The organism is Dactylosporangium sp. NPDC006015 (assembly GCF_040614215.1).
GTDB lineage: Bacteria > Actinomycetota > Actinomycetes > Mycobacteriales > Micromonosporaceae > Dactylosporangium > Dactylosporangium maewongense.
The window spans coordinates 56,289-78,873 of sequence record NZ_JBEXUD010000008.1; the positions used below are offsets into that span (position 1 = coordinate 56,289).

The window sequence follows — 22,585 nt, forward strand, 5'->3', positions numbered from 1 at the left end:
CCCTGCTTCTCAGGCGGCCCCCGCTTGTCAGGCGGCCGGGACGACCACTCGGTCCTGCTCCGGGACGTCGTCGACGAGCCTGTTCACCCGGCCCGCGAGGACCCAGAACACGGCGACCACGGCCAGCGCGGCGGCCAGGTAGAAGGCCGTCACGTTGGTGAACGCGACGGCGATCGCGCTGCCCAGCAGCGGACCGGCGGCGTTCGCGCCCCAGACGAACGGCAGGGCGACGCCACCGACGCGGCCCATCGCCTGCGGCGGCGTGGCCTTCTGGATCAGCGTCATCACACCGACGTTGCCGACCGGCGTGGTGAACGACGAGATGCCCTGCGAGATGATCAGGATCGTCACGGCCGTCGCGGTGTTGCCGAACTGGGCGAACGGCAGCAGCAGGAACGCGACCACCAGCATCGAGTGGGTCAGCAGCAGCGTGCGGCCCATGCCGAGACGCTCGTTGATCCGGCGGGACAGGATCGCGCCGAGGATGACCGGCGTGCCGCCGACACCGAGCACGAGACCGATCTGCGCGGCGCTGAGGTGCAGGTCCTGGTAGCCGAACACGATGATCATCGCGAGGACCATGGACACGGCCGTGTTGCCGAAGGTGGCCATCAGCGTCAGGTAGCGCAGCAGCCGGTTGCCGAAGGTCATCGACACGCCGCCGCGCAGGTCTTTCAGGGTCGCCTGCACGCCGCCGGGGCGGGGCTGCGGGGCCGGCTCCTTGAACTTCACGAGCATCAGCGAGAGCCCGGCGAACAGGTAGGTGACGGCGTCGGCGGTGATCGCCCGCGCCGCGCCGAGCGCGCCGACCAGTGCACCACCGGCGCTACGGCCGAAGATGAGCGCGACGGACCGGCTCAGCTGGGTCTTGGCGTTGCCGTCGACCAGGTCCTCCCGCGGCAGCAGCTGCGGCAGGTACGCCTGGTAGGCGAGCTGGAAGACCACGTCGAAGATGCCCTTGAGCACCGCCGCCACGTACAGGTGGGTGATGGTCAACCCGTCGAGGGCCCACAGCAACGGCAGCGAGCCGAGGATGAGGAACCGGGCCAGGTTGGAGATCTGCATCATCATCCGCCGGTTCAGGCGGTCGGTGAGCACCCCCATCACCGGGGCGAGCAGCACGAACGGGATCCACTGCAGCGCGATCAGCAGACCGACGCCGAGTGCGCCCTCACCGAACACCAGCACGGCGAGGGACGGCAGCGCGATGACGCTGATCTCGCTGCCCAGCAGGCTGATCGACTCGCCGCCCCAGACGAGGGCGAAGTCGCGGTTGCGCAGCACCGAGGGGCGGCGACCGCCGGCGGCCGGCGGCTTCCCGTCACCGGGGGCGGCGGGCGGCGCGGCGCCGGCCGGGCCTTGCGGCGTCCTGGGGGCGCCTTCCGGGCGTGCTCCGGCCCGCTCCGTCGGTGCGGATGTCCTGTTTTGCGCGTTGGTTGAGGTCATGCCCCATGACTCCTCTGCGGGAATTCGTGCGAGACGCTCGTATTCCGGTGCGCGGGTCTGCGCGGCTGTCGGCACGAGTCTTCACCCACACACCACAACTGCCGACGGCCCTCACCGTAACTCGACTCTGCAGACAGCGCATCTTGCGGGGCCAGAAGCCATCCGAACCGGTCACTTCGCGCGCGATTCTCACGCAGTGAGTTATCGTATCTTCATGAGAGACTGTGAAGACTTCATGCCCCTCGCGGTCATCCAGGAGCACTTCTGGTCCTCCGACGCGTCGGCGGCGGAGCAGGCCCCGCTGACCGAGTGCGTGGCGCTCGCCGTGCCCGGCCGCCTGGACCCGGACGCGTTGCGCGCCGCGGTCGGCGCGCTGCTGGCGCGGCACGAGGTCCTGCGCACCGCGCTGCGGCTGCACGACGGCGAGCCGGGCCAGGTCGTGCTCCCGGTGCCGGACCCGCTGCCCGTCACCGTGCTCGACGACCACACCTCGGGCGACGACGCGCTCGTCCGGTTCGCCGCCACCGGGATCGACCCCTCGTCCGGCTGCGGGATCGCGTTCCTGCTGCTGCCCGGCGGCGGTCCCGACGGGGAGGACGTGCTCGCGCTCGCGGTGCACCACATCGTCGCCGACGCCACGGCCGTCCGGTTGCTGCTGGCGGAGCTCGCCGCGGACTACACCGCCGCGCTCGCCGGGCGCCCCTCGACGGTGCCGGAGCCCGAGCTGCAGTACGGCGACTTCGTCCTCTGGGAGCGCGAGGCGCTGCTGCCGGCCACCCAGGACGCCGACACCGCGTGGTGGAGCGAGACCCTCCGCGACGCGCCCACCAGCCTCGACGTGCGCCCCGACCGGCCGCGCCGGCGGATCCGCCGCGGCGTCGGCAGCCGCGTCGAGCTGGTCCTGCCGGGCGTCGGCGGCCCCGCGCTGCGCGCCGCCGCCCGGGACCTGCACAGCTCGCCCTACGCGCTGTGCCTCGCCGGCTGGGCCGCCACGATCGCCCGCTCCACCGGCCGCGACGACCTGATCCTCGGCGTGCTCGCGGCCAACCGCGGCGCGCCGCAGCTGGAGACGCTGGTCGGGCAGCTGTCCAACACCGTCCCGCTGCGCCTGGACTTCGGCGGCGCCCCCGACCTGCCCGAGACGGTGGCCCGCTGCACGAAGCGGGTCGCGGCGGCGATCGAGCACGTGCGGCTGCCGTTCAACCGGATCGTGCGGGCCGCCGCCGCGCCGCGGCCGACCGACCGGACGCCGCTGATCCAGCACCTGTTCCTGCCGCGCGTGGACGCGGTCGGCGACCTGCGCTTCGGCGGGCTGCCGGTGCGGGTCCTGGACGTCGAGCGCGGCCGGGGCCGGTTCGACACGGTCGTGGAGATCGAGTTCTCCGACGAGCGGGTCCGGCTGTGGCTGGAGTACGACGGCGACCTCTACACCTCCGAAGGCGTCCGGGCGCTCGTCGACGACTACGCCCGGGTGCTGCGGCAGTGGCTCGCGCGGCCGGAGCTGCGGCTGCCGGACCTCGACCTGCACGCGCCGGAGCCGGCGCCCCTGGATGGTTACGGCGACGGGGACGGCGACGAGCGGGTGCGCCTTGATCTGCCGGACGGCACGCCGGTGACGCTGACCCTCGACCGCTCCCGCGGCGCACAGGACTGGCCGGTCCTGACCGGCGTCGACGCCGGCCAGGAGCTGCGGCTGGCCGACGGGCTGTCGCCGCACCAGCCCGCGGCGCTGCTGCTCGGCGGAGCGCCCACCGGGCTCACGGCCCGCCGGGACGTCGTCGGCCGCCTCGAGATCGTCGACGGTCTGCCCGCGGCTGCTTCAGTCGAATCCGGGCCGGCCCGCCCCGACGGCCCGGACCGGCTGCTCGACCTGATCGTCGAGATCTGGGCGCAGGCCCTGGAGAAGCCGGGGCTCGCGACGGACGCGGACTTCTTCGAGAGCGGCGGGCACTCGCTGCTCGCCACCCGGCTCGTCGCCGACATCCAGGAGGCGCTCGGCGTGCGGGTGCGGGTGCGCACCCTGTTCGAGAACCCCACCCCGGTGGAGCTGACCGGCGCGCTGCGCGCCGCGAACCCTGAGCTGGACGGCATGCTGGAGCTGGTCGCCGACCTGCCCGCGGACCTGGACGAGGCTCCCGACTCATCGGACTCCTCCTTGGAGGATGACGTGGCCGTCGACGTGCCGCTGCTGTCCGGGCAGCGGCAGCTGTGGCTGGCCGAGCAGGCCGACCCGGGCTCGCTCACCCACACGATCCCCCTCGTGCTCGACCTCACCGGACCGATGCGCCCCGAGGCGTTCGCGGCCGCGGTCAACGACGTGGTCGCGCACCAGCCGGGGCTGCGGGGCACGTTCGTCGAGGTCGGCGGCCAGCCCGTACAGCGGATCCAGCCGCACACCGGGATCGACGTGCCGGTCCACGACCTGACCGGCCTCGACGACGCCGCGCGGGAGGCCGAGCGCGGACGGCTCGAGCACGACATCGCCTACACCGGCTTCGACATCACCCGCGGGCCGCTGCTGCGCGCGCGGATCATCCGCCTCGAACCCGAGCGGCACCAGGTGCAGCTGCTGTTCCACCACCTGGTCACCGACGAGGTGTCGATGACGCTGATCATGCGGGACCTCGGCATCGCGTACGAGGCGCGGGCCGCCGGTCGCGCGCCGGCCCTGCCGCGCCACGAGGTCGGCTTCGCCGCCCTCGCCCGGGCCGAGCAGGAGCTGCTCGACGGCCCCGAGGGCGAGCGGCTGCGCCGGTTCTGGGCCCGCGAGCTCGCCGGCGCCCCGCCGCTGCGGCTGGACACCGACCGCCCGCGCGGCGACAAGGCGAGGTTCCGGGGCGAGTTCCTGGAGCGGCCCGTCTCCGCCGACGCGGCGCGGACGCTGCGGGACGTGGCCGCCGCCGCGCGCACCACGCCGTTCACGGTGTTCTGTGCGGCCGTCGGCGTGCTGCTGCACCGGCTCAGCGGCCAGGACGACATCGTCATCGGCATCCCCACGGCGAACCGGATCCAGCGTGGCGCCGACCAGCTCGTCGGCTGCTTCCTCAACGTGGTCCCGGTCCGGCTCGACCTGTCGGGCAACCCGCGCTTCGACGAGCTGGTGCGGCGGGTCGGCGCGGCGGTGCTGCGCGCCTACGAGCACCAGCAGGCGCCGTTCGCCGACATCGTGCAGACCGTGCAGCCCCGGCGGGTCACCGGCGTGCATCCGATCTACCAGGTCACGTGCGAGCTGCAGCTGGAGTCGTGGATGCCGGCCGACCTTGCCGGGCTGGGCTGCGAATACCGGTTCATCTCCCACGGCACGGCCCGCTACGACATGGCCTTCCACGGGCTGCTGCGCCCGGCCGGGCTGTCGGCGATGCTCGAGCTCAACACGGACCTGTGGGACCACGCGTCCGGCTATCAGCGCATCGACCAGGTGCTGGAGCTGCTGGCCGCCGTCGCCGAGTCACCCGCGGCTCCGATCGGGGAGCTCGGTGGGGTGCGCCGGTGATGGCGTCACCCTATGGTGTATGTCCGTTGCAGAGAGTCAACAGGCTGTGGCGACTGCGAGCCGCCGACCTGTCGAAGGCTTTACCAGGTCAGGCGAGGGTTTGAGCCCCCGGAGGGTGTCGCCTTTGGCGGGCTCTCAAGATTCGACCGCAGTATAGTATCGACAGGATCGCTGTGCCACTCGACATGCACCATTCCCTCGGCTCGCCCCGAGGTATTGCAAAGAATAAGGCGGACCACCATGGAATCCGATCAGGAGTACGTTGAAACGCACTACACAGTCAAGATCGTGGCCGAGAGCCCGGACGGCGACAAGCAGCCCGCCACCATCACGGCGCGGGTCCGGATCAACCAGAATCTCGAGGCGCAGGTCGTCGAGCTGTCGGTGATGGCGCCCGAAGGCGGGGCACTGCCGGTCAACGCGGCCCGTTCGATCGACTTCGACATGCTCGCCCGCTCGCTCAGCAGCGCCGTCGCCGCGACCGTGCTCAACGGCGCGACGCCGCCCGAGCCGGAGGAGCGGCAGGCCCGCCGCGCCAAGCCCGACAGGCCGTACCGGCGCATGCCCGACGCCGAGCTGGTCGCCGCGGAGCTGCGCCGCACCGGCAGCGTGGGGCAGCTCGCCCGGCACTTCGACGTCCCCCGCTACACGGCCCAGGCATGGGTGGACCGGCTGCGGCGCAACGGGCAGCTCGAGTTCTTCGACAGCTGACTGTCGACTCTGCAGACTCCGGCGGACACTGGGATACTCGAGTCATGACCGTGGACAAGCTTTCGCTTTCGCAGCGACTCGGACCCTATGTCGAGCACCTCGGCCTGCAGTTCGAGGAGGTCGGCCCCGACCAGGTGGTCGCCGCCTGGTCGGCCCGTGGCGACCTGCTGCAGCCGCACGGCATCCTGCACGGCGGGGTGCACTGCGCGGTGGTCGAGTCCGTCGCGAGCGTGGCCGCCGACCGGTGGCTCGGCGACAAGGGCACCGTGGTCGGGGTCAGCAACACCACCGACTTCTTCGCGCCGGTCACCGCGGCCAACGGCCGGCTCACCTCGACGGCGGTGCCCATCCACCGCGGCGCCACGCAGCAGGTCTGGGCGGTGGAGACGGTCGACGCGGCCGGCGGGCTCGTCGCCCGGGGGCAGGTCAGGCTGCAGAATCTGCGCTGATCGGCAGGCCTTTCGGCGGGCTTCTCCCGAATGAGGGAACCCGCGCGGAACCCGGTCCGGCGGTCGTAGCGGCGGTCCTACGGTGCAGGCATCACCGCAACGACCGACGGGAGTCCGCCGCATGGACTGGCGCGCAGAGGTGCTCGACCAGCTCGACCTCTACTGGGAGCACAACCTGACGCCCGCGCTGACCGGCCTCACCGACGACGAGTACTTCTGGGAGCCGGTCAAGGACTGCTGGTCCGTCCGGACCGCGGCCGACGGCCGAGCCACGCTCGACGGCGGGCACGAGACCCCGGACCCGCCGCCGGTGACGACGATCGCCTGGCGGATGACACACGTCTCGCTGCATGTACTGGGGCTCCGCACCAGCGCGCACTTCGGCGACGGCTCGCTGACGATGGCGACCGCGGAGCTGCCGGTGACCGCGGACGCTGCCGTCGCCGCACTGGAGGGGCACTACCGTGACTGGCGCGACGCGGTGAGCGCGCTGGACGAGGCGGCCCTGGAGCGCCCGATCGGCGCGGCAGAGGGCCCGTGGGCCGACCGCCCGATGGCGACGCTGATGCTGCACGTCAACCGCGAGGTCATGCACCACGGCGCGGAGATCGCACTGCTGCGCGACCTCTACCGCACCCACTTCGCCTGACCCGTACTCCGACCACCACCCCGGCACGGCGACCAGCAGTCCTCACCGCCACCTGACGACCGGACCGTGCCCCGGATTCTCCACGTGCGCCACCGCCCGTGCACATGAGAGCCGCCGGCCCGCTGCGACCCCTCCACTCCCGTGTGATCGAAGTACGCTCCGGGCCGCCCGGACGGCCAGTTCTGTCCTTCGATCACGGGTGGTGGGGTGGCGGGCTCGGATAGGCGTTGCCGGGTGCCGGTCCGGTGCCGGTGTCGGGCGGTGACGCCGGGCGGTGGCCGGTGCCGGGTGCCGATGCCGGGCGGTGGCTGGTGCCTGGGGAGCGGGTCGCTGTTCCGTGGGCGCGCAAGGGCGGGGTTCGGGTCGCTGTGACTGCTGTGGTGCTCGACTGCTCGTGATCGAAGGACGTTCCGGGCCGCCCGGACAACCAGATCCGTCCTTCGATCACCCGCAGCCGATCACCCGCGGCCGATCACCCGCAGCCGATCACCCTCGGCGGAGCGCGGAGCGCGGAGCGCCGAGCGCGGGCGGCGGTGGCGGTCCGGGGGTCAGACGACGCGGACTGTCAGGCCGCTGACGCCGTTGGCCTTGCCCACGTGGGTGGCCTCCTTCTGGAGGTCCTTCTCGGGCAGGACGGCGCCGTCGAACGGGGTCACCACGAGGTCCTTGCCCTCGATCTCCCAGACGGCCTCGATCCGGCCGTCGACGACGACGATGGGGGAGATCCAGCCGGCGGTGCGGCTCACCTTGCTGCGGTGCTTGGCGTCCAGCAGCACGTCGTCCTTGGTGCCGGGGCCGAGGATGTACTGGTCGAAGTGGCCGAGCAGCTTGACGCCCTGGCAGTCGGCGGAGCCGGCGAGGTCGTCGGCGTGCTCGGTCAGGATCATCGCCTTGCGGCCCTCGACGTCGACCTCGGTGAGCTTGTCGCCCATGTCGGCGAACCACTTGCGCAGCTTCGGCTTGCTGGTGCTGTTGAGCGTCAGCCATCGGTCGAACGTGTCGGGGCTGGCCGGGCCGTACGCGCCGAGATACGCCTCGATCGCGATCGGGGCCGCCTCGTCGGGCTCGGGGACGCCCTTCCAGTCCTTGCCGAACTTCTTCGCCGGCGACGTGAACGTGATCTTGTTGCCCTGGTTGGGGCCGTGGCAGAGGGCGCCGCGCCAGGCGAGGGGCTTGAGCACCGAGCCCCACCCGGAGCGCAGCCGCTCCTCCATGCTCGCGAAGCGCTTGTCGGCGATGAGCTTCGTGACCAGCTGGTCGCGGGTGAGCTCCGCGCCGCCCTCGAGGATCTGCGACACCTCGTCGGTCAGCTCGTCCACCTGCTTGGGGCTGACGCCGGACGCCTTCGTCCAGGACGGCTTGAGCCAGCTGCCCGCGGCGGCCATGAGCGACAGGAAGGCGCCGGCGTCCTGCGGGCGCAGCAGGTGCAGCGTGCCGCGCATCGCCCAGGTCTTCAGCAGCGTCAGGTCGGCGACGTCCCGGTCGACGGCGTCGCCGTCGGGTGTCGTCTGCCGCAAGGCGACGGCCAGCTCGGCGGCGCTCCACACCTGCGCCTGCACACCACACAGCCTGCCGACGATCTCGCTCGCGCTGGCCTTCGTGCGCGGGTGCACGAACTGCCGCTTCATCCGCCAGGTCGCGACCTGTTTCCAGGTGACGTTCACGGTGCCCCCTCTGCAGTCAGAAATCACCCTACCCCGGGCCGAAAGACACTGCACGAAAGGCGACAAGGCTCCCACCCGCCCGGGTGGGAGCCTTGTCCGAGGAATCTCAGCCCCGGTCCGCCTGTGCGGCCTCCAGGGTGTCGCGTTTCGCCTTCGGCCGGCTCCAGCGCCGCATGACCGGGCGTTCGACGAGCGTGTAGAGCAGCCACGCGAGCACGAGGCTCGTGACGATCGTCAGCCCCGAGTAGGTCAGCACGGTGCCCCACGTGGTGGGTGCGTCGGCCGGGTTCGCGCCCCACGTGGGGGAGTGCCTGCCGATCCAGCCGTAGACGACCACCAGCCAGTGCACCAGGTACAGGGCGAAGGAGATCTCCCCCAGGAACACCATGGTGCGGCTGCCGAACGAGCTGCCGCGGCCGTCGATGTCGCGGGTGGCGACGGCGCCGACGAGGAACGCGAGCGGCAGCGCGGAGACGGCGACGAAGCCCAGGATCGGCGGCGTGGCCCCACCGGCGGCGATGAGCCCGATCGTCGCCACGATGACGGCGACCGGCAGCGGCCAGCGCTTGAGCCAGCGGCCGTTGATGACGATCAGCGCGGTGAAGATGCCCAGCACGAACTCCAGCATCCGCACCGGCGGGAAGAACGTCATGAACCACATGTGCAGCCAGGGCAGCCCGGTGCCGCGGTGGGTCCCGCCGGCGGGCAGCAGCAGCGCCACGAACGGCACGGCGCAGATCGCGGCGAACGTGATCCAGAAGCCGCGCCACAGCCGCTCGGGGCGGACCTTGCGCAGCAGGCTCAGCACGAACGGGAAGGCGAGGTAGAACAGCAGCTCGCAGGACAGCGACCAGGTCGGCGTGTTGGACCACAGGTTGAACAGCAGCTGCTGGTCGGGGATCCAGGCGTGCACCAGGAACAGCGTGGCCAGGGTGTCGCGGGTCGACAGCGCGTGCGCGGCGGTGGCCGCGAGCAGGACCGCCGCGACCAGCGTCACCAGGTGGTTCGGGTAGATCTTGAAGAACCGGCGGCGCCAGAACTGCGGCACGGTGTCGATGTCGCGGGCGACCCACGTCAGCACGAACCCGCTGAGGATGAAGAAGAACGACACCCCGACGGAGCCGAAGCCGTAGAACACGTGGATCACGAAGACCTGGTCCTTGGCGACGAACGGCAGCAGGTTGATGCCGACGTGGCACAGCACGACCAGGAACGCGGCGATGAACCGCAGGCCCGTCAGCGAGTGCAGTTTCGCGCTCGACCGGCCGGGCGCGGGCCGGTCGGCGGCGGGGGACACGGACCGTGGCCCGCCACCTCCGGCGAGGTCCACCTCGGTGCTCGCCTCGGTGGCGAGTCCCGCTCTCGGTCGAATCATCGGGCACCTCCGTCTGAGTCGGTGGCGGGCGTCAGCTCGCCGGCGAGTTCGCGGACCACGGTCGCCTGGTAGAAGTTGCGCACCGGCAGGCGGCGGCCCTGTTCGGCCTCGATCAGGTCGATCACTTCCATTGCCGTCAGCGAGGTGCCGCCGAGGGCGAAGAACTCGTCGTCGGGCGTCACCCCCTTGTCGACCTTCAGCACGCGCTGGAACACGCTCTGCACGTAGCGGATCCGGTCCTCGTCGTGGATCAGGGCCGTCCCGGCCATCGTCATCACCTCGTCTTCCGGTCGGTGTTCTGGGTGTGGTCGAGCAGCCGGCCGGCGGCCTCCACGACCGCGTCGGCGCTCACTCCGTGCGCTTCGAGGGCGTCGCGCTGGCCGGCGACCCGCGCGCCGGGCCGGCCGCGCACGGCGACCCGGCGGATGGGCACGGCGAGCTCGGCGGACACCACCTCGGCGACCGCGTCGCCCGCGCCGCCCTGCGGCCGGTGCTCCTCGACGGTCACCACCCCCGCCCGGCCTCGGCAGCCGGCGAGCAGCCCGTCGTGGTCCAGCGGGTGCAGGGTGTGCAGCTCGAGCACCTCCGCATCGATCCCGTCGCCGGCGAGGAGCGAGGCCGCCTCCAGCGCGAACAGCAACGGCATCGCCCCGGTCGCCACGATCGTCACGTCGGTGCCCTCGCGCAGCGTCCGGGCCCGGCCGAGGCGGAAGTCGGGCGCACTGCCCTGTGGCATCGGCGGCGCCGGTGTCGCCGAACGCCCGAGCCGCAGGTACGCGGGGCCGGGCAGCTCGTGCAGCTGCCGGGTGGCGGCGCCGATCTGCCGGCCGTCGCCGGGGACGACGACGGCGAGGTCCGCGAGCGCCCGGGCGACCGCGAGGTCCTCCAAGGCGAAGTGGGTGGTGCCGAAGTGCGCGGCGGACAGCCCGCCGTGCGTGGCGATCACCCGCACGGGCAGCCGGTTGCCGACCACGTCGACCTTGAGGAACTCGGCGGCCCGCATGGTGGCGAACGTGGCCATCGTGTGCACGTAGGGGATGAAGCCGCGGCGGGCGAGCCCGGCGGCGACGGTCATCAGGTTCGCCTCGGCGATCCCGACGTTGATGTAGCGGTCGGGGAACCGCTCCGCGAAGGTGTCCTCCAGGCCGCCGGTGTCGGAGTCCAGGCAGATGACCCGCGGGTCCTCGGCGGCGAGGTCGATCAGCGTGTCGCGGTACGCCGCGCGGGGATCCGGGCCGAGCTCCACCTCGGCGATCGTCTGCGTCACGACGGCTCCCCCTTCGCCGCCCGGGCGAGGGCCGCGAGGGCGCGCTGCACCAGGGCGGGCTTGAGCTTGGCGTAGTGCCCGGCGACCTTGCGCTCCAGGAACGGCACGCCGCGGCCCTTCACGGTCGTGGCGATCACCATGACCGGGCCGTCCGGCGACGGTTGCAGCGCCTCGTGCAGCGCCGCCAGGTCGTGCCCGTCGACGGTGCGCACCTGCCAGCCGAACGCGGCGAACTTCGCGTCGAGCGGCTCGAGCGCGACGCAGCCCTCGGTGCCGCCGGTGATCTGCAGCCCGTTGCGGTCCACGGCCGCGACCAGGTTGGGCAGCTTGCGGTGGCCGGCCAGCAGCGCGGCCTCCCAGACGCTGCCTTCCTGCAGCTCGCCGTCGCCGAGGACGGTGTAGACCCGCCGGTCGCCGCCGCGCAACAGCTCGGCGAGCGCGAGGCCGATCGACAGGCCGAGACCGTGGCCGAGCGAGCCGGTGGCGAACTCGACGCCGGGCAGGTCGTGCGCGGGATGGCCGAAGAGCCTGCTGCCGGGCTGGGCGTAGCTGTCGAGCTCGTCGGCGGGGAGCCGGCCGAGCTGGACCAGTGCGCTGTAGAGCGCCGGCGCGGCGTGGCCCTTGCTGAGCACGAACGCGTCGCCGGGGCGCAGCAGCCGCGCGTGCAGCACGGCCATCAGGTCGGCGCAGGACAGGCTGCCGCCGGCGTGCGCGCCCTCGGGCCCGCCCGCCATCCGGATGACGTCCTGCCGGATCTGGTGCGCCATCGCCGCGACGGGCGCCTCGTCAAAAGCCCCGTCAAGGGCGCAGTCAACAGCGCAGTCAACAGCGCCGTCAACAGCGCCGTCAGAAGCGCCGTCCTGAACGGCGGGGGAGTGCGGCGGGCCGGTCGTGGTCGGCGCGGCCATGTCTGGCTCCCTTCGGTGGGTGTGAATGTGTGTGGGTCAGCCCTTGCGGAGCGCGTCGCGCCAGCCGGGCGCGGGGCGCGAGCGGGCCATCTGGCGGATCAGGTCGAGGTGCCGCCACACCTTCTCGAAGGCGTCGGCGTAGCCGGCCAGCAGCGGCCCGGCCGCCGGATCGAGGTGGCGGCGTTGCAGGCACAGGGATCCGTCCACGACCGCGGCGGTCACGGGGAAGCGCTCGGCCACCCAGTCGAGGGCGTCGGCCTCGGTCATGCCGGCGGGCCGGAACGCGGGGTGCGCGGGCAGCGGCGCGACCTGGTACTGGGAGACCGGCACGCCCTCGGCGCGCAGCGCCCGGTGCAGGGCGGCGCGCAGCCCGGTGCGGTGCTCCGGCCCGAGGCCGAGCGCCTCCGGCTGCGGCATCAGGCGCAGGATGTGCCAGGCGTGCGTGCGGCCGGCGGGAATCCGCGGCACGCCCAGCCCCGGAAGCTGGGCCAGCCGGTCCAGGAACGCGCGGATGCCCGGCTCGCGCCGGCGGGCGTAGTCGTCGAAGCGGGCCAGTTGCGAGTGGGTGAATGCCGCCGCCACGGGTGCCATCCGGGCATTGAAGGCGGCGTGGTGGCTGATGTACGTGCGAGCCCCGACCGGCGCCCGCTCGCCGAAGTTGCGCAGGCTGACGAGCCGCTCGTGCAGCTCGTCGTCGTCGGTGGTGATGAGCCCGCCCTCGCCGCACGTCGGCAGGTTCTTGTGCGGGTGCAGGCTGAAGCAGCCGGCCGTGCCGAGCGCGCCGGCCCGGCGGCCCTCCAGCCGCGCGCCGTGGGCCTGCGCGGCGTCCTCGACGACCGGCACGTCCAGCCGCTCGGCGAGGCGGCGCAGCGCCGGCATGTCCGCCGGCAGCCCGTGCAGGTGGACGGGCAGCAGCGCCGCGGTGCGGGGACCGGTGGCCGCGGCGGCCGAGCGGGGGTCCAGGTTGTAGGTGCCGGGCTCGATGTCGCCGAACACGGCGGTGCCGCCGGCCGCGTGCACGGCGTGGGCGGTCGCGTTCATCGTCAGGGCCGGCACGACCACCTCGTCGCCGGGGCCGATCCCGCAGCCGCGCAGCGCGAGGTGCAGCGCGACGGTGCCGGAGGCGACGGCGACGCAGTGCCGCGTGCTGGTGGCCTCGGCCCACGCCGCCTCGAGGCGGCCGATCTCGGGCTCGCCGGGCGACGCGGCGTTCAGCGGACCGTCGCGCAGCACCCGGAGGACGGCCCGCTCGTCGTCCGCGGTGACGACCGGCCAGGTGCCGCCGCCGCTGTCCTTCGGCACGGTGCGGTCCCCGCCGAGCAGGGCCAGCTCCGCGGTTCGCAAGGTGCGGGTGGCGGTGTGGGTGGTCTCGGCCATGAACAGGCACCTCCGGACGGTGTGCTCGTCGGGTCGCCGCTCGGGAGGATACGCACGGAGCAGCCTTTGTTGCAGACTATTCGTCGCCTCATCATGCAGAGTCTGCAACAGTGTCGAGGGCCAGCATCACCCTGCACGCCGCGATCCGCAACTCGATCATCGGCGCCTGTCCGAAGTCCTGTTTGGCAAAACCCGATGTGGGAAAGGGTCAAAGAGTCGTCGGCGTGGATACTCGAGCGATTTGCCGTGACCTGCGGGATGTCGCCTCGATGTTGCTTCCAAGTCGTCTCTCGGGATGTGCGACCGTGAAGCATGTGTTAGCTTCTGCAGTGTTGGCCAAACAGTAGTCATACAATCTGCAGGAGGCAACTAATGACTGTTGCAACGACCGTGCAGTGCCCGCAGTGCGGTGGCGCGGTGGACGTCTCCGACGAACTCATGGTTGCCGAGATCGTGATCTGCCAGCACTGCTCCAGCGAGCTCGAGGTGGTCACGACCGACCCGGTCGTGCTGGCGCTCGCGCCCGAGGTGGAAGAGGACTGGGGCGAGTAGCCGCCCGCTCGCCGGAGTGGTGGGTGCCTGAGGCGGGTCCCACCCCACGGCGGGCACCGTACACGCGACAAAGACTGCAGACGGAAAGGGGCGGCAGGGTGAAGGTGAGCGTCGTCGGCGCGGCCGGCTACACGGGTGGGGAGCTGCTCCGGCTGGTGCACGCGCACCCGGAACTGGACCTGGTGCAGGCAGTCTCCCGCCGGCACGCCGGCCGGCCGGTCGCGGAGGTGCACCCCAACCTGCACCATCTCGGCCTGACGTTCCACCCGCCGCAGGAGCTGGCCCCGGTCGACACCGCCTTCCTGGCGCTGCCCTCGGGAGCCTCGGCGGAGCTGGAGGCCGGCGTCGCCGAGCTGGCCGGCACGATCGTCGACCTGAGCCCGGACTTCCGGGCCGGCGCCAGCTCCGCGTCCGGCGACGTCTACCGGACCGGGCTGCCCGAGCTGTACGCCGACGAGCTGCCCGGCGCCGAGCGGATCAGCGTGCCCGGCTGCATGGCGACCGCCGCGATCCTCGCCCTGGCCCCGCTGAGCAAGGCGGGACTGGTCGCCGGTGACGTGGTGGTCGACGCGCGGACCGGCTCGTCCGGCTCCGGCGCCGAACCGGGCCCGTCGTCGCATCACGCGGAGCGCGGCAACGCGTTCAGAGTCTACAAACCCGCCGGGCACCGGCACGAGAAGGAGATCGCGGCGCACGCCAAGGTCCGGGCCCGCATGACCGTGACGGCCGTGCCGTCAGTCCGCGGCGCGCAGGTCGTCTGCCACGTCACGCCGCCGGAGCCGGTCGAGCGCCGGGACGTGCTGCGGGTGCTGCAGCGGGAGTACCGCGACCGCCCGTTCGTCCGGGTGGTGGCCCGCAGCCGCGGGGTGCACCGGCTGCCGGACCCGCAGTTCCTGTCCGGCACCAACTTCGTCGACGTCGGCTGCGCGGTCGACGAGGACGGCGGCCGGATCGTCGTGGTCGCCGCCCTGGACAACCTGGTCAAGGGCGCCGCCGGCGGCGGCGTGCAGAGCCTGAACGTGGCGCGCGGCCTGCCGGAGGACGCCGGCCTGGAGTTCCCGGGCCTGCACCCGGCCTGATCCGGCACGGCACACGAAGCGCAGGGGAAGCGCAGGGCAAGCACAGAGGAGGTGAGCGGGGCATGGCACAGGATGCCGGACACACCCCCGGCGGGGTCATCGTGGTCAAGATCGGCGGCGGCTCCGACCCGGGACCGTTGCTCGACGAGGTCGCGGAGCTGGCCGCGGCCGGCACGCCCACCGTGCTGGTGCACGGCGGCGGCGCCGTCGCCGACCAGCTCGCCGACGAGCTCGGCATCGAACGCGAGGTCATCAGGTCACCCGACGGCACCCAGAGCCGGCGCACCGACCGCACCATGCTCTCGATCATCACCATGGCGCTGCTCGGGCGGGTCAAGCCCGAGCTGGTCAGCGGGCTGCGGGCACGCGGCGCGCGGGCGGTGGGCCTGAGCGGGGCGGACGGCGGGCTGGCGACCGCGTCCCGCAAGCCGGCCATCCGGTCGATCAAGGCCGGAAAGACCGTGCTGATCCGCGACGACCAGTCGGGGCGGATCGAGCACGTCGACCCCGCACCCGTGCGCGCGGTGCTGGAGCGCGGCGACGTCCCCGTGGTGTCCCCGCCGGCCAGCGACGCCGACGGCAATCTGCTCAACGTCGACGCCGACGAGATGGCGGCCCGGCTCGCGGTGGCGCTCGACGCCGATGCGCTGGTCCTGCTCACCGACGTCTCCGGGGTGTACGCCGACCCGGAAGACCCGGGCAGCAGGATCGCCGAGGTCGGCCCGCAGCACCTCGACGGCGACACCGTCCGCGGGCGGATGCGGCACAAGGTGCGGGCCGGGCTGCGTGCCAGCCTGACCGTCGCGCGCGTCGTCATCGGCGCCGCCGGGCAGCACCGGCCGATCCGCCAGGCCCTCGCCGGCGGCGGCAGCTCCCTGCGCGAAGCCGGCGGCGGCAGCTCCCTGCGCGAAGCCGGCGGCGGCAGCTCCCTGCGCGAAGCCGGCAGCGGCAACGTCCTGCGCGAAGGCAGCGCCGCATGACCGCCGGCTGGGCCGTGCGCCGCACCCGCCCCGGAGTCCTGCGCGAGGACTACCCGGCGTGGCTGCTGCGCGCCGCGCTGAGCATCCCGTCGGTGTCCGGGCAGGAGCTGCCGCTCGCGGGCTTCCTGGCGGAGCAGATGGACACGCTCGGCTTCGACGCGCACGTCGACGAGGTCGGCAACGTCCACGGCGTCATCGGCCCCGCCGACGCCCCGACCGTGATGCTGCTCGGGCACATCGACACCGTCCCCGGGCAGGTCCCGGTCTGTCAGGTCGGCGACCTGCTGTACGGGCGCGGCTCGGTGGACGCCAAGGGCGCCTTCGTCACGATGATCTGCGCCGCCGCGCGCAGCCGGGACGTGCGGGTGCACGCCGTCGGCGCGGTCGGCGAGGAGGTCGCCGGCTCGCGGGGGGCGCGGCACGTGATGGAGACCGTCCCGCGCCCGGACGCCGTGGTCATCGGCGAGCCGAGCGGCTGGGACGGGGTCTGCCTGGGTTACAAGGGGCGCATCGGCCTCGGGTACGAGATGCACCAGCCGCCGCTGCACACCAGCAGCCCGGAGCCGACCGCGGTGGAGCGCGCCGCCCGCTGGGCCGGCGACGTGCAGGACTACCTGCGCGGGCTGTCGCCGGACCCCGATCCGGACCCGGTCGCGTTCGGCGTCGCCGCCGGCACGCTCATCCGCCTGTGCGGTGACCTCGCCGACGCCGAGGCGTTCCTGACCTGCCGCGTGCCGCCGGGCTTCGACTTCGCCGCCCTGGAGCGCTTCGCCCGCGGCCGCACGCACAGCCGGATCTGGGTCGACGAGCGGGTGCCCGGGGTGACCCGCACCCGGTCCGACCCGGTGGTGAGCCAGCTGCGCGCCGCGATCGCCGCGCAGGGCGCCCGGCCGACGTTCAAGCGCAAGGCCGGCACCTCCGACATGAACACCCTCGACCCGTGGGGCGTGCCGATGGCGGCCTACGGCCCCGGCGACGCCCACCTGGACCACACCACCGACGAACACATCCCGATCAGCGAGCTGTACCGCGCGATCGACGTCCTGACCGTCGCTCTGCCCCGGCTCGGGCGCCAGCTGGCCGCGGCCCCGCCGGACACCGCACGCGCCCTCGCCGGTCCCCAACTTCTGGAGGCATGATGTTGCTGGACGGGAACGTCGCCATGATCACCGGCGCGGCCCGTGCGCTGGGCCGCTCCCACGCGCTGACCTTCGCCCGTGAGGGCGCCGACCTGATCCTCGTCGACCACTGCGACCCGCAGGCCGGGCCCTACCCGATGTCGGGCCGGCGCGACCTGGAGGAGACCGCCGACAAGTGCCGGCGCTTCGGCAGCCGGGTGCTGACCGGCGTCGCCGACGTGCGCGACCAGGCCGGCGTCGACAAGGTCGTCGACGAGGGCATGGAGGAGTTCGGCCAGATCGACGTGCTGCTCAACAACGCCGGCGTGCTCGGCCCCGGCGGCGTACGGGCGCACGAGCTGACCGAGGAGCAGTGGCAGCTGGCCCTGGACGTGAACCTCAGCGGTACGTGGCGCTGCTGCCGGGCGGTGCTGCCGCACATGGTCGAGCACGGCGGCGGCCGGATCGTGAACACCGCGTCCACCGGCGGGCGGGTCGCGTTCGAGATGTACTCCAACTACGTCGCCTCCAAGCACGGCGTGGTCGGGCTGACCAAGTCGATCGCGCTCGAGTACGGCCGGCACAACATCCGCGCGAACGCGGTCAGCCCCAGCACCGTCGCCGACGACGCGGAGCTCGGCACCCGCAGCACCCGCGCGGTCGCCGAGTCGATGGGCTCCGGCCTGGACGACTACGAGCGCCAGTCCGCGTCGCTGCACGCGATCGGCCGCCTCGTGAGCGCGGCGGAGGTGTCGGCGGCCTGCCTGTGGCTGGCCAGCCCCAACTCCGGCGGCGTCACCGGCACCGAGCTGGTGGTGGACGGCGGCTTCACCGCCCGCTGACCGAGAAACCCGACCCCGGACCCAGACGGAGCGGCTTCACCGCCCGCTGACCGAGGACCGGACCCCCACCCAGACGGATAGGAGTTGTCTGCCATGGACCAGTCCACCGACCTGCAGACCCGGCCCGACGCCGGCCTGGACGCCGCGCCCGCCGACGGCGCCGCCCCGTCCGACCTCGCCGCGCTGCGGTCCAGGCTGGCCGCGCTGCCCGCGCAGCAGCGCCGGCTGGTGGAGCGGATGCTGGCCCGTCAGGGTGCGGACCTCGGGATCACCCGCCGCGCCGCCGGCAGCGACGAGGCGCCGTGCTCCTTCGAGCAGGAGCGGCTGTGGTTCATGTACGAGCTGCTCACCCGCCGCGAGATCTTCCACGTCCCGGTCGCGCTGCGCATCGACGGCGACCTGCACGCCGAGTCGCTGCGCCGGGCGCTGCAGCAGCTCGCGCTGCGGCACGAGTCGCTGCGCACGGTCTTCCGGCAGCGCGACGGCAAGCCCTACCAGCTGGTCCTGGACCGGATGACGCTGCCGCTCGACGAGGTCGACTGCGGCGCCGAGGAGGACCCGGCCGGCACCGCGCGGCGGCTCGCCTCCGGCCTGGTCGTCGAGGACTTCGACCTCGCCGAGGGGCCGCTGGTGCGCTGCACCCTGTTCCGCATCGACGACACCACGCACCTGCTCGCGCTGGTCCAGCACCACATCGTGTCCGACAACTGGTCGCTGGGGATCCTGCTGGACGACCTCGGCCGGCTCTACGCCCGGGAGTGCGGCGTGCCGGTGGAGCTGGCCCCGCTCGACGTGCACTACCCGGACTTCGCCGAGTGGCAGCGGGCCACGGTGGACGGCGCGTCGATGCAACGGCTGCTGGAGCACTGGCGCGAGCGGCTCGACGGCGCCCCCGACGCCCTCGACCTGCCCACCGACCGGCCCCGTCCCGCGATCCGCGGCAGCCAGGGACAGTTCCAGCACGTCCGGTTCGGCGCCGACCTCGTCCAGGGGCTGCGCGACCTCGCCAAGCGGCACGACACCACGCTGCTCGGCGCGTTCCTCGCCGGCTACATCGCCTTCCTGTCCCGGCTGGTGCGCTCGGAGTCGCTGGTGGTGGGGGTACCGGTGGCCGGCCGCCCCCGCGCGGAGACGCAGCGGATGATCGGCTACTTCCTGAACTGGCTGCCGATCCACGTCCGGGTCGGGGACCGGCCGGACCTGAACACCCTGGTCCGCCGCACCGGCGCGGCGCTCGGCGAGGCCCTCGGCCACCAGGAGATCCCGTTCGACATGCTCGTCCGGGAGCTGCAGACGTCGCGCCGCCCCGGCGTGACCCCGATCTTCCAGACCTCGTTCTCGCTGCGCGACGGCGCGCCGACCCCGCCGAGGATGCCCGGCGTCGAGGTGTCCTTCGCCGAGCTCGACGGCGGCGCGACGCACTACGACATGATGGCCGAGCTGTGGTGCGAGGGCGACGAGGTCGTCGGCTACCTGCCCTTCGACGACGAGCTGCTCGACGCGTCCACGGTCGCGCGCTGGGCCCGCTGGCTGGAGACGCTGCTGCGGGCCGGCCTGGCGAACCCGGACGTCCCGGTCGCCGACCTGGAGATCCTCGCCGACGGCGAGCCGGCGGTCATCCCGGCGAAGGGGCTCATCGCCGCTCCGGCGGCGGCCACGCTGCACGGAGCGTTCGCCGCGCAGGCCGTCCAGCGGCCCGAGGCGGTCGCGGTCTCCGACGACGGGGAAAAGCTCACCTACGCGGAGCTTGCCGCCCGGGCCAACCGGATCGCGACCGCCCTGCGCGAGCGGGGTGAGGGGCCGGGCAGCATCGTCGGCCTCGTCCTGGAGCGCACCGTGGACCTGCCCGCCGCCGTCCTCGGCGTGCTGCAGGCAGGCGCCGCCTACCTGCCGATCGACCCGGAGAACCCGGCCGAGCGCACCGCCGACCAGTTCGCCGAATGCCGGGTGAGCACGGTGATCGTGACACCCGCGACCGAGAAGGCCATCGAGGGGGCGCGGCCGCTCGTGCTGGACTGGACCGAGCTGCCCGAGGCGCCCGAACCGGTCACCGTCGACGTGCCCGCGAGCGCGCCCGCGTACGTGATCTACACGTCCGGCTCCACCGGCAAGCCCAAGGGCGTCCTCGTCGCGCACGAGCACGTGCTGCGGCTCCTTGCCGCCTGCGACGAGCACATGCGCTTCGGACCGGACGACGTGTGGACGCTGTTCCACTCCTATGCGTTCGACTTCTCCGTCTGGGAGCTGTGGGGTGCGCTGCTGCACGGCGGCCGGCTGCTCGTCGTGCCGCAGTGGGCGACCCGCGCCCCGGACGTGTTCGCCGAGCTGGTGCAGACCGAACGCGTCACCGTGCTGAGCCAGACGCCGTCCGCGTTCGGTCAAGTGAGCGCCGCGTTGCTGGAGCGCGGCGGTGAAACCGCCCTGCGGTACGTCGTGTTCGGCGGCGAGGCGCTCAACCACGCCGCGCTGCGCCCCTGGGTCGCCGCGCACGGCGACGCCCAGCCCGAGCTCATCAACATGTACGGCATCACCGAGACCACCGTGCACGTCACCTACCGGCGGGTGCGGGAGGCGGACCTGGCCGAGACCGCGTCGCTGATCGGCCCGCCGCTGCCGGACCTGTCGCTGTACCTGCTCGACGGCTCGCTGCACCCGGTCGGCCCCGGCGTCCCCGGCGAGATCTTCGTCGGCGGCGACGGCGTCACCCACGGTTACGTCGCCAACCCGGCGCTGACCGCGCAGCGCATGCTGCCCGACCCGTTCAGCGGGCGGTCCGGCGCCCGGATGTACCGCAGCGGCGACCTCGCCGTGCACCGCGACGACGGCGAGCTGCTGTACCTCGGCCGCGGCGACGACCAGGTGAAGGTGCGCGGCCACCGGATCGAGCTCGGCGAGGTGCAGGCCGCCCTGGCCGCCCTCGACGACGTCGCCCGGGCCGCCGTCGTCCTCGAACGCGACCGGGTCGGCGCCGCCACCCTCGCCGGGTACGTCGTGCCCGCCGGCGAGGCGAGCCCGAGCGGCTCCGCGATCCGCCGCGCGCTGCTGCGGACCCTGCCGGAGTGGATGGTGCCGGCGACGGTCACCGTGCTGGACGAGCTGCCGCTGACCCGCAACGGCAAGCTCGACCGGCAGGCGCTCGCCGGCCGCCGCGACCAGGGCACGAGCACCGGCCCGCGCGGCGAGACGCCGGCGGACGGGACCGCGAAGGAGCTCGCCGCGATCTGGCAGGACCTGCTCGGCATGCCCGCGGTGGGCACCGAGGACAACTTCTTCGAGCTCGGCGGCCACTCGCTGATGGTGATGCACATGGTCGCCCGGATCCGCACGTCGCTCGGCGTCGACATGCCGATGGAGACCCTGTTCCGCACGCCACAGCTGCAGCCCCTCGCCGAGGCCGTCGACGAGGTCCGCGCCGGCACCACCGTGGCCCCCGCCGCCGGTGCCGGCGACGACATCGCCACCATGCGCGCCGAGATCGCCGGGCGGGTCGCCGGGATCCCGCGGCAGGGGGAGCGCCCCGCCGCCGACCGCAATGTCGTGCTGCTCACCGGCGCGACCGGGTTCGTCGGCCGGTTCGTCCTCGCCCGGCTGCTCGACGGCGGCGACTGCACGCGGGTCGTCTGCCTGGTGCGCGGCGGGGAGCGCCGCCGCGACGAGCTGGTCGACGGGATGACCGCCCTCGGGCTGTGGCGCCCGGAGCACACCGCCCGGGTGGAGCTCGTCGACGGCGACATCGCCGCGCCGCGGCTCGGGCTGTCCCACGCCGACCACGACCGGCTCGCCGGCGAGGCGGGGCGCATCGTGCACACCGCCGCGTGGGTCAACCACGTCTACCCGTACGAGCAGCTGGCCGCCGCCAACACGCACAGCCTGGCCGGCCTGCTCGAGCTGGCCGCCGCCGGCCGCCGCGCCGCGCTGACCGTGGTGTCGACCAGTTCGGTGTTCGACTCCGCCGGCTACCCGGTCGGCGGGACCGTGCCGCCCGGCCCGCTGCACACGCTGCCGTCGACGGCGAACGGCTACGTGCGGTCCAAGGCGGTCGCCGAGCTGTACCTCGAGCACGCCGCCGAGCTGGACGTGCCCGCCGCGGTGGTGCGGATCCCGAGCGTCTTCGGCGACCAGGAGCGCTTCCAGATCAACACGGCCGACGCCGTGTGGAGCTGGTCGCGGGCGATGATCGAGACCGGTCAGCACCCGGAGAGCTTCGCCCTGGAGGGCAACGAGCTCTTCCAGGCGCTGCCTGCCGACGCCGCCGCGGAGGCGGTGCTGCTGGCCGGCGACGGCCACGTCACGGCGGGCACCCGCTACGTCGACGCCGTCCCCGCGACCGTCGGCAGCACCCGGGACCTGGTGGACGCGATCCGCGCCGCCGGACACGAGCTGCGGTCCTGCCCGGACCGCGAATGGTACGAGCGGGTGGCGGGCCTGGACCCCGACCGGGTCTGGGTGGCCGGCATCGCCGGCCCGGTCGCCGCCCAGCTGGCGGCGGACCCGTCCGCCGCCGCACCCCGGACGCTGCGCCGCTGTACCGCCCCTTCCGGTGCGGGCGAGCTGAGCGAGCTGCTGCGGACCCGGGCGCTGCACACCCCGGCGCACCTGGCCGGGTACATCCGGACGCTTGACGCGTCCTGAACTGCCGGCCGGGACCTGTCCCGGAACCGGAACACGCAGGAAC

At 73.3% G+C, this 22,585-nt stretch carries 17 protein-coding genes; 10 read left to right on the forward strand and 7 right to left on the reverse strand.

What is annotated here, in order from left to right:
* Window positions 1–27: 27 nt before the first annotated feature.
* Window positions 28–1,446, reverse strand: coding sequence for an MFS transporter (locus ABZ321_RS16055; RefSeq protein WP_354891554.1), 1,419 nt, complete (start codon window positions 1,444–1,446; stop codon window positions 28–30).
* 214 nt (window positions 1,447–1,660) lie between these two features.
* Between ABZ321_RS16055 and ABZ321_RS16060 the strand changes: the two genes are divergently transcribed.
* The 4 genes from ABZ321_RS16060 (at window position 1,661) to ABZ321_RS16075 (ending at window position 6,748) form a co-directional block, all read left to right on the forward strand.
* Window positions 1,661–4,939, forward strand: coding sequence for a condensation domain-containing protein (locus ABZ321_RS16060; protein WP_354891557.1), 3,279 nt, complete (start codon window positions 1,661–1,663; stop codon window positions 4,937–4,939).
* Window positions 4,940–5,227: 288 nt separating this feature from the next.
* The gene (locus tag ABZ321_RS16065; RefSeq protein ID WP_344509509.1) at window positions 5,228–5,650 is read left to right on the forward strand and encodes a hypothetical protein; all 423 of its coding nucleotides are present in this window, start codon (window positions 5,228–5,230) and stop codon (window positions 5,648–5,650) included.
* A 44-nt stretch (window positions 5,651–5,694) separates the two neighbouring features.
* On the forward strand, window positions 5,695–6,099 hold the full coding sequence (locus ABZ321_RS16070) for a PaaI family thioesterase (protein ID WP_344509510.1): 405 nt from the start codon (window positions 5,695–5,697) through the stop codon (window positions 6,097–6,099).
* A 121-nt stretch (window positions 6,100–6,220) separates the two neighbouring features.
* Window positions 6,221–6,748: a DinB family protein gene (locus tag ABZ321_RS16075; protein ID WP_344509511.1), complete on the forward strand. Its 528-nt coding sequence runs from the start codon at window positions 6,221–6,223 to the stop codon at window positions 6,746–6,748.
* Window positions 6,749–7,296: 548 nt separating this feature from the next.
* Here ABZ321_RS16075 and ABZ321_RS16080 read toward each other — a convergent pair.
* The 6 genes from ABZ321_RS16080 to ABZ321_RS16105 all read right to left on the reverse strand — a co-directional run bounded on the left by ABZ321_RS16080 (window position 7,297) and on the right by ABZ321_RS16105 (window position 13,339).
* Window positions 7,297–8,412, reverse strand: a complete 1,116-nt coding sequence (locus tag ABZ321_RS16080; protein WP_344509513.1) for a winged helix DNA-binding domain-containing protein — start codon at window positions 8,410–8,412, stop codon at window positions 7,297–7,299.
* Between the two features lie 106 nt (window positions 8,413–8,518).
* Window positions 8,519–9,787 carry an acyltransferase gene (locus ABZ321_RS16085; RefSeq protein WP_354891562.1) on the reverse strand — a complete coding sequence of 423 codons (1,269 nt, stop codon included), beginning with the start codon at window positions 9,785–9,787 and terminating at the stop codon, window positions 8,519–8,521.
* Entirely contained in the window at window positions 9,784–10,056 is a 273-nt protein-coding gene (locus ABZ321_RS16090; RefSeq protein WP_344509517.1) for an acyl carrier protein, read from the reverse strand. Before ABZ321_RS16090 ends, ABZ321_RS16085 begins: the two co-directional genes overlap by 4 nt.
* Before the next feature lie 5 nt (window positions 10,057–10,061).
* Window positions 10,062–11,054 carry a transketolase C-terminal domain-containing protein gene (locus ABZ321_RS16095; RefSeq protein ID WP_354891565.1) on the reverse strand — a complete coding sequence of 331 codons (993 nt, stop codon included), beginning with the start codon at window positions 11,052–11,054 and terminating at the stop codon, window positions 10,062–10,064.
* The gene (locus ABZ321_RS16100) at window positions 11,051–11,962 is read right to left on the reverse strand and encodes a transketolase (RefSeq protein WP_354891568.1); all 912 of its coding nucleotides are present in this window, start codon (window positions 11,960–11,962) and stop codon (window positions 11,051–11,053) included. Before ABZ321_RS16100 ends, ABZ321_RS16095 begins: the two co-directional genes overlap by 4 nt.
* 36 nt (window positions 11,963–11,998) lie before the next feature.
* Entirely contained in the window at window positions 11,999–13,339 is a 1,341-nt protein-coding gene (locus tag ABZ321_RS16105; protein ID WP_354891571.1) for a DegT/DnrJ/EryC1/StrS family aminotransferase, read from the reverse strand.
* 372 nt (window positions 13,340–13,711) lie between these two features.
* On the opposite strand from ABZ321_RS16105, the gene lysW reads away from it, so the two are divergent.
* The 6 genes from lysW (at window position 13,712) to ABZ321_RS16135 (ending at window position 22,542) form a co-directional block, all read left to right on the forward strand.
* Window positions 13,712–13,891 (forward strand): lysine biosynthesis protein LysW, encoded by a 180-nt coding sequence (gene lysW / locus ABZ321_RS16110; RefSeq protein ID WP_344509524.1) that lies wholly within the window; start codon window positions 13,712–13,714, stop codon window positions 13,889–13,891.
* 98 nt (window positions 13,892–13,989) lie between these two features.
* On the forward strand, window positions 13,990–14,970 hold the full coding sequence (argC, locus tag ABZ321_RS16115; protein ID WP_344509526.1) for an N-acetyl-gamma-glutamyl-phosphate reductase: 981 nt from the start codon (window positions 13,990–13,992) through the stop codon (window positions 14,968–14,970).
* 62 nt (window positions 14,971–15,032) lie between these two features.
* On the forward strand, window positions 15,033–15,950 hold the full coding sequence (gene argB / locus ABZ321_RS16120; protein WP_354891575.1) for an acetylglutamate kinase: 918 nt from the start codon (window positions 15,033–15,035) through the stop codon (window positions 15,948–15,950).
* The gene (locus ABZ321_RS16125; RefSeq protein WP_354891578.1) at window positions 15,947–17,089 is read left to right on the forward strand and encodes a M20/M25/M40 family metallo-hydrolase; all 1,143 of its coding nucleotides are present in this window, start codon (window positions 15,947–15,949) and stop codon (window positions 17,087–17,089) included. Before argB ends, ABZ321_RS16125 begins: the two co-directional genes overlap by 4 nt.
* Window positions 17,089–17,910 carry an SDR family oxidoreductase gene (locus ABZ321_RS16130; RefSeq protein WP_354891581.1) on the forward strand — a complete coding sequence of 274 codons (822 nt, stop codon included), beginning with the start codon at window positions 17,089–17,091 and terminating at the stop codon, window positions 17,908–17,910. The genes ABZ321_RS16125 and ABZ321_RS16130 overlap by 1 nt, the downstream gene beginning before the upstream one ends.
* 93 nt (window positions 17,911–18,003) lie before the next feature.
* A complete protein-coding gene (locus ABZ321_RS16135) occupies window positions 18,004–22,542 on the forward strand; it encodes an amino acid adenylation domain-containing protein (protein WP_354891584.1) in 4,539 nt (1,512 codons plus the stop codon).
* The last annotated feature ends 43 nt before the right edge of the window (window positions 22,543–22,585 follow it).

Excerpts from the sequence above, each read along its gene's own strand:
- ABZ321_RS16055 (WP_354891554.1), bottom strand. The coding sequence starts at position 1,446 with ATGACCTCAACCAACGCGCAAAACAGGACATCCGCACCGACGGAGCGG.
- ABZ321_RS16060 (WP_354891557.1), top strand. The coding sequence starts at position 1,661 with ATGAGAGACTGTGAAGACTTCATGCCCCTCGCGGTCATCCAGGAGCAC.
- ABZ321_RS16070 (WP_344509510.1), top strand. The coding sequence starts at position 5,695 with ATGACCGTGGACAAGCTTTCGCTTTCGCAGCGACTCGGACCCTATGTC.
- ABZ321_RS16075 (WP_344509511.1), top strand. The coding sequence starts at position 6,221 with ATGGACTGGCGCGCAGAGGTGCTCGACCAGCTCGACCTCTACTGGGAG.
- ABZ321_RS16085 (WP_354891562.1), bottom strand. The coding sequence starts at position 9,787 with ATGATTCGACCGAGAGCGGGACTCGCCACCGAGGCGAGCACCGAGGTG.
- ABZ321_RS16090 (WP_344509517.1), bottom strand. The coding sequence starts at position 10,056 with ATGGCCGGGACGGCCCTGATCCACGACGAGGACCGGATCCGCTACGTG.
- ABZ321_RS16100 (WP_354891568.1), bottom strand. The coding sequence starts at position 11,962 with ATGGCCGCGCCGACCACGACCGGCCCGCCGCACTCCCCCGCCGTTCAG.
- ABZ321_RS16105 (WP_354891571.1), bottom strand. The coding sequence starts at position 13,339 with ATGGCCGAGACCACCCACACCGCCACCCGCACCTTGCGAACCGCGGAG.
- lysW (WP_344509524.1), top strand. The coding sequence starts at position 13,712 with ATGACTGTTGCAACGACCGTGCAGTGCCCGCAGTGCGGTGGCGCGGTG.
- argB (WP_354891575.1), top strand. The coding sequence starts at position 15,033 with ATGGCACAGGATGCCGGACACACCCCCGGCGGGGTCATCGTGGTCAAG.
- ABZ321_RS16125 (WP_354891578.1), top strand. The coding sequence starts at position 15,947 with ATGACCGCCGGCTGGGCCGTGCGCCGCACCCGCCCCGGAGTCCTGCGC.
- ABZ321_RS16130 (WP_354891581.1), top strand. The coding sequence starts at position 17,089 with ATGTTGCTGGACGGGAACGTCGCCATGATCACCGGCGCGGCCCGTGCG.
- ABZ321_RS16135 (WP_354891584.1), top strand. The coding sequence starts at position 18,004 with ATGGACCAGTCCACCGACCTGCAGACCCGGCCCGACGCCGGCCTGGAC.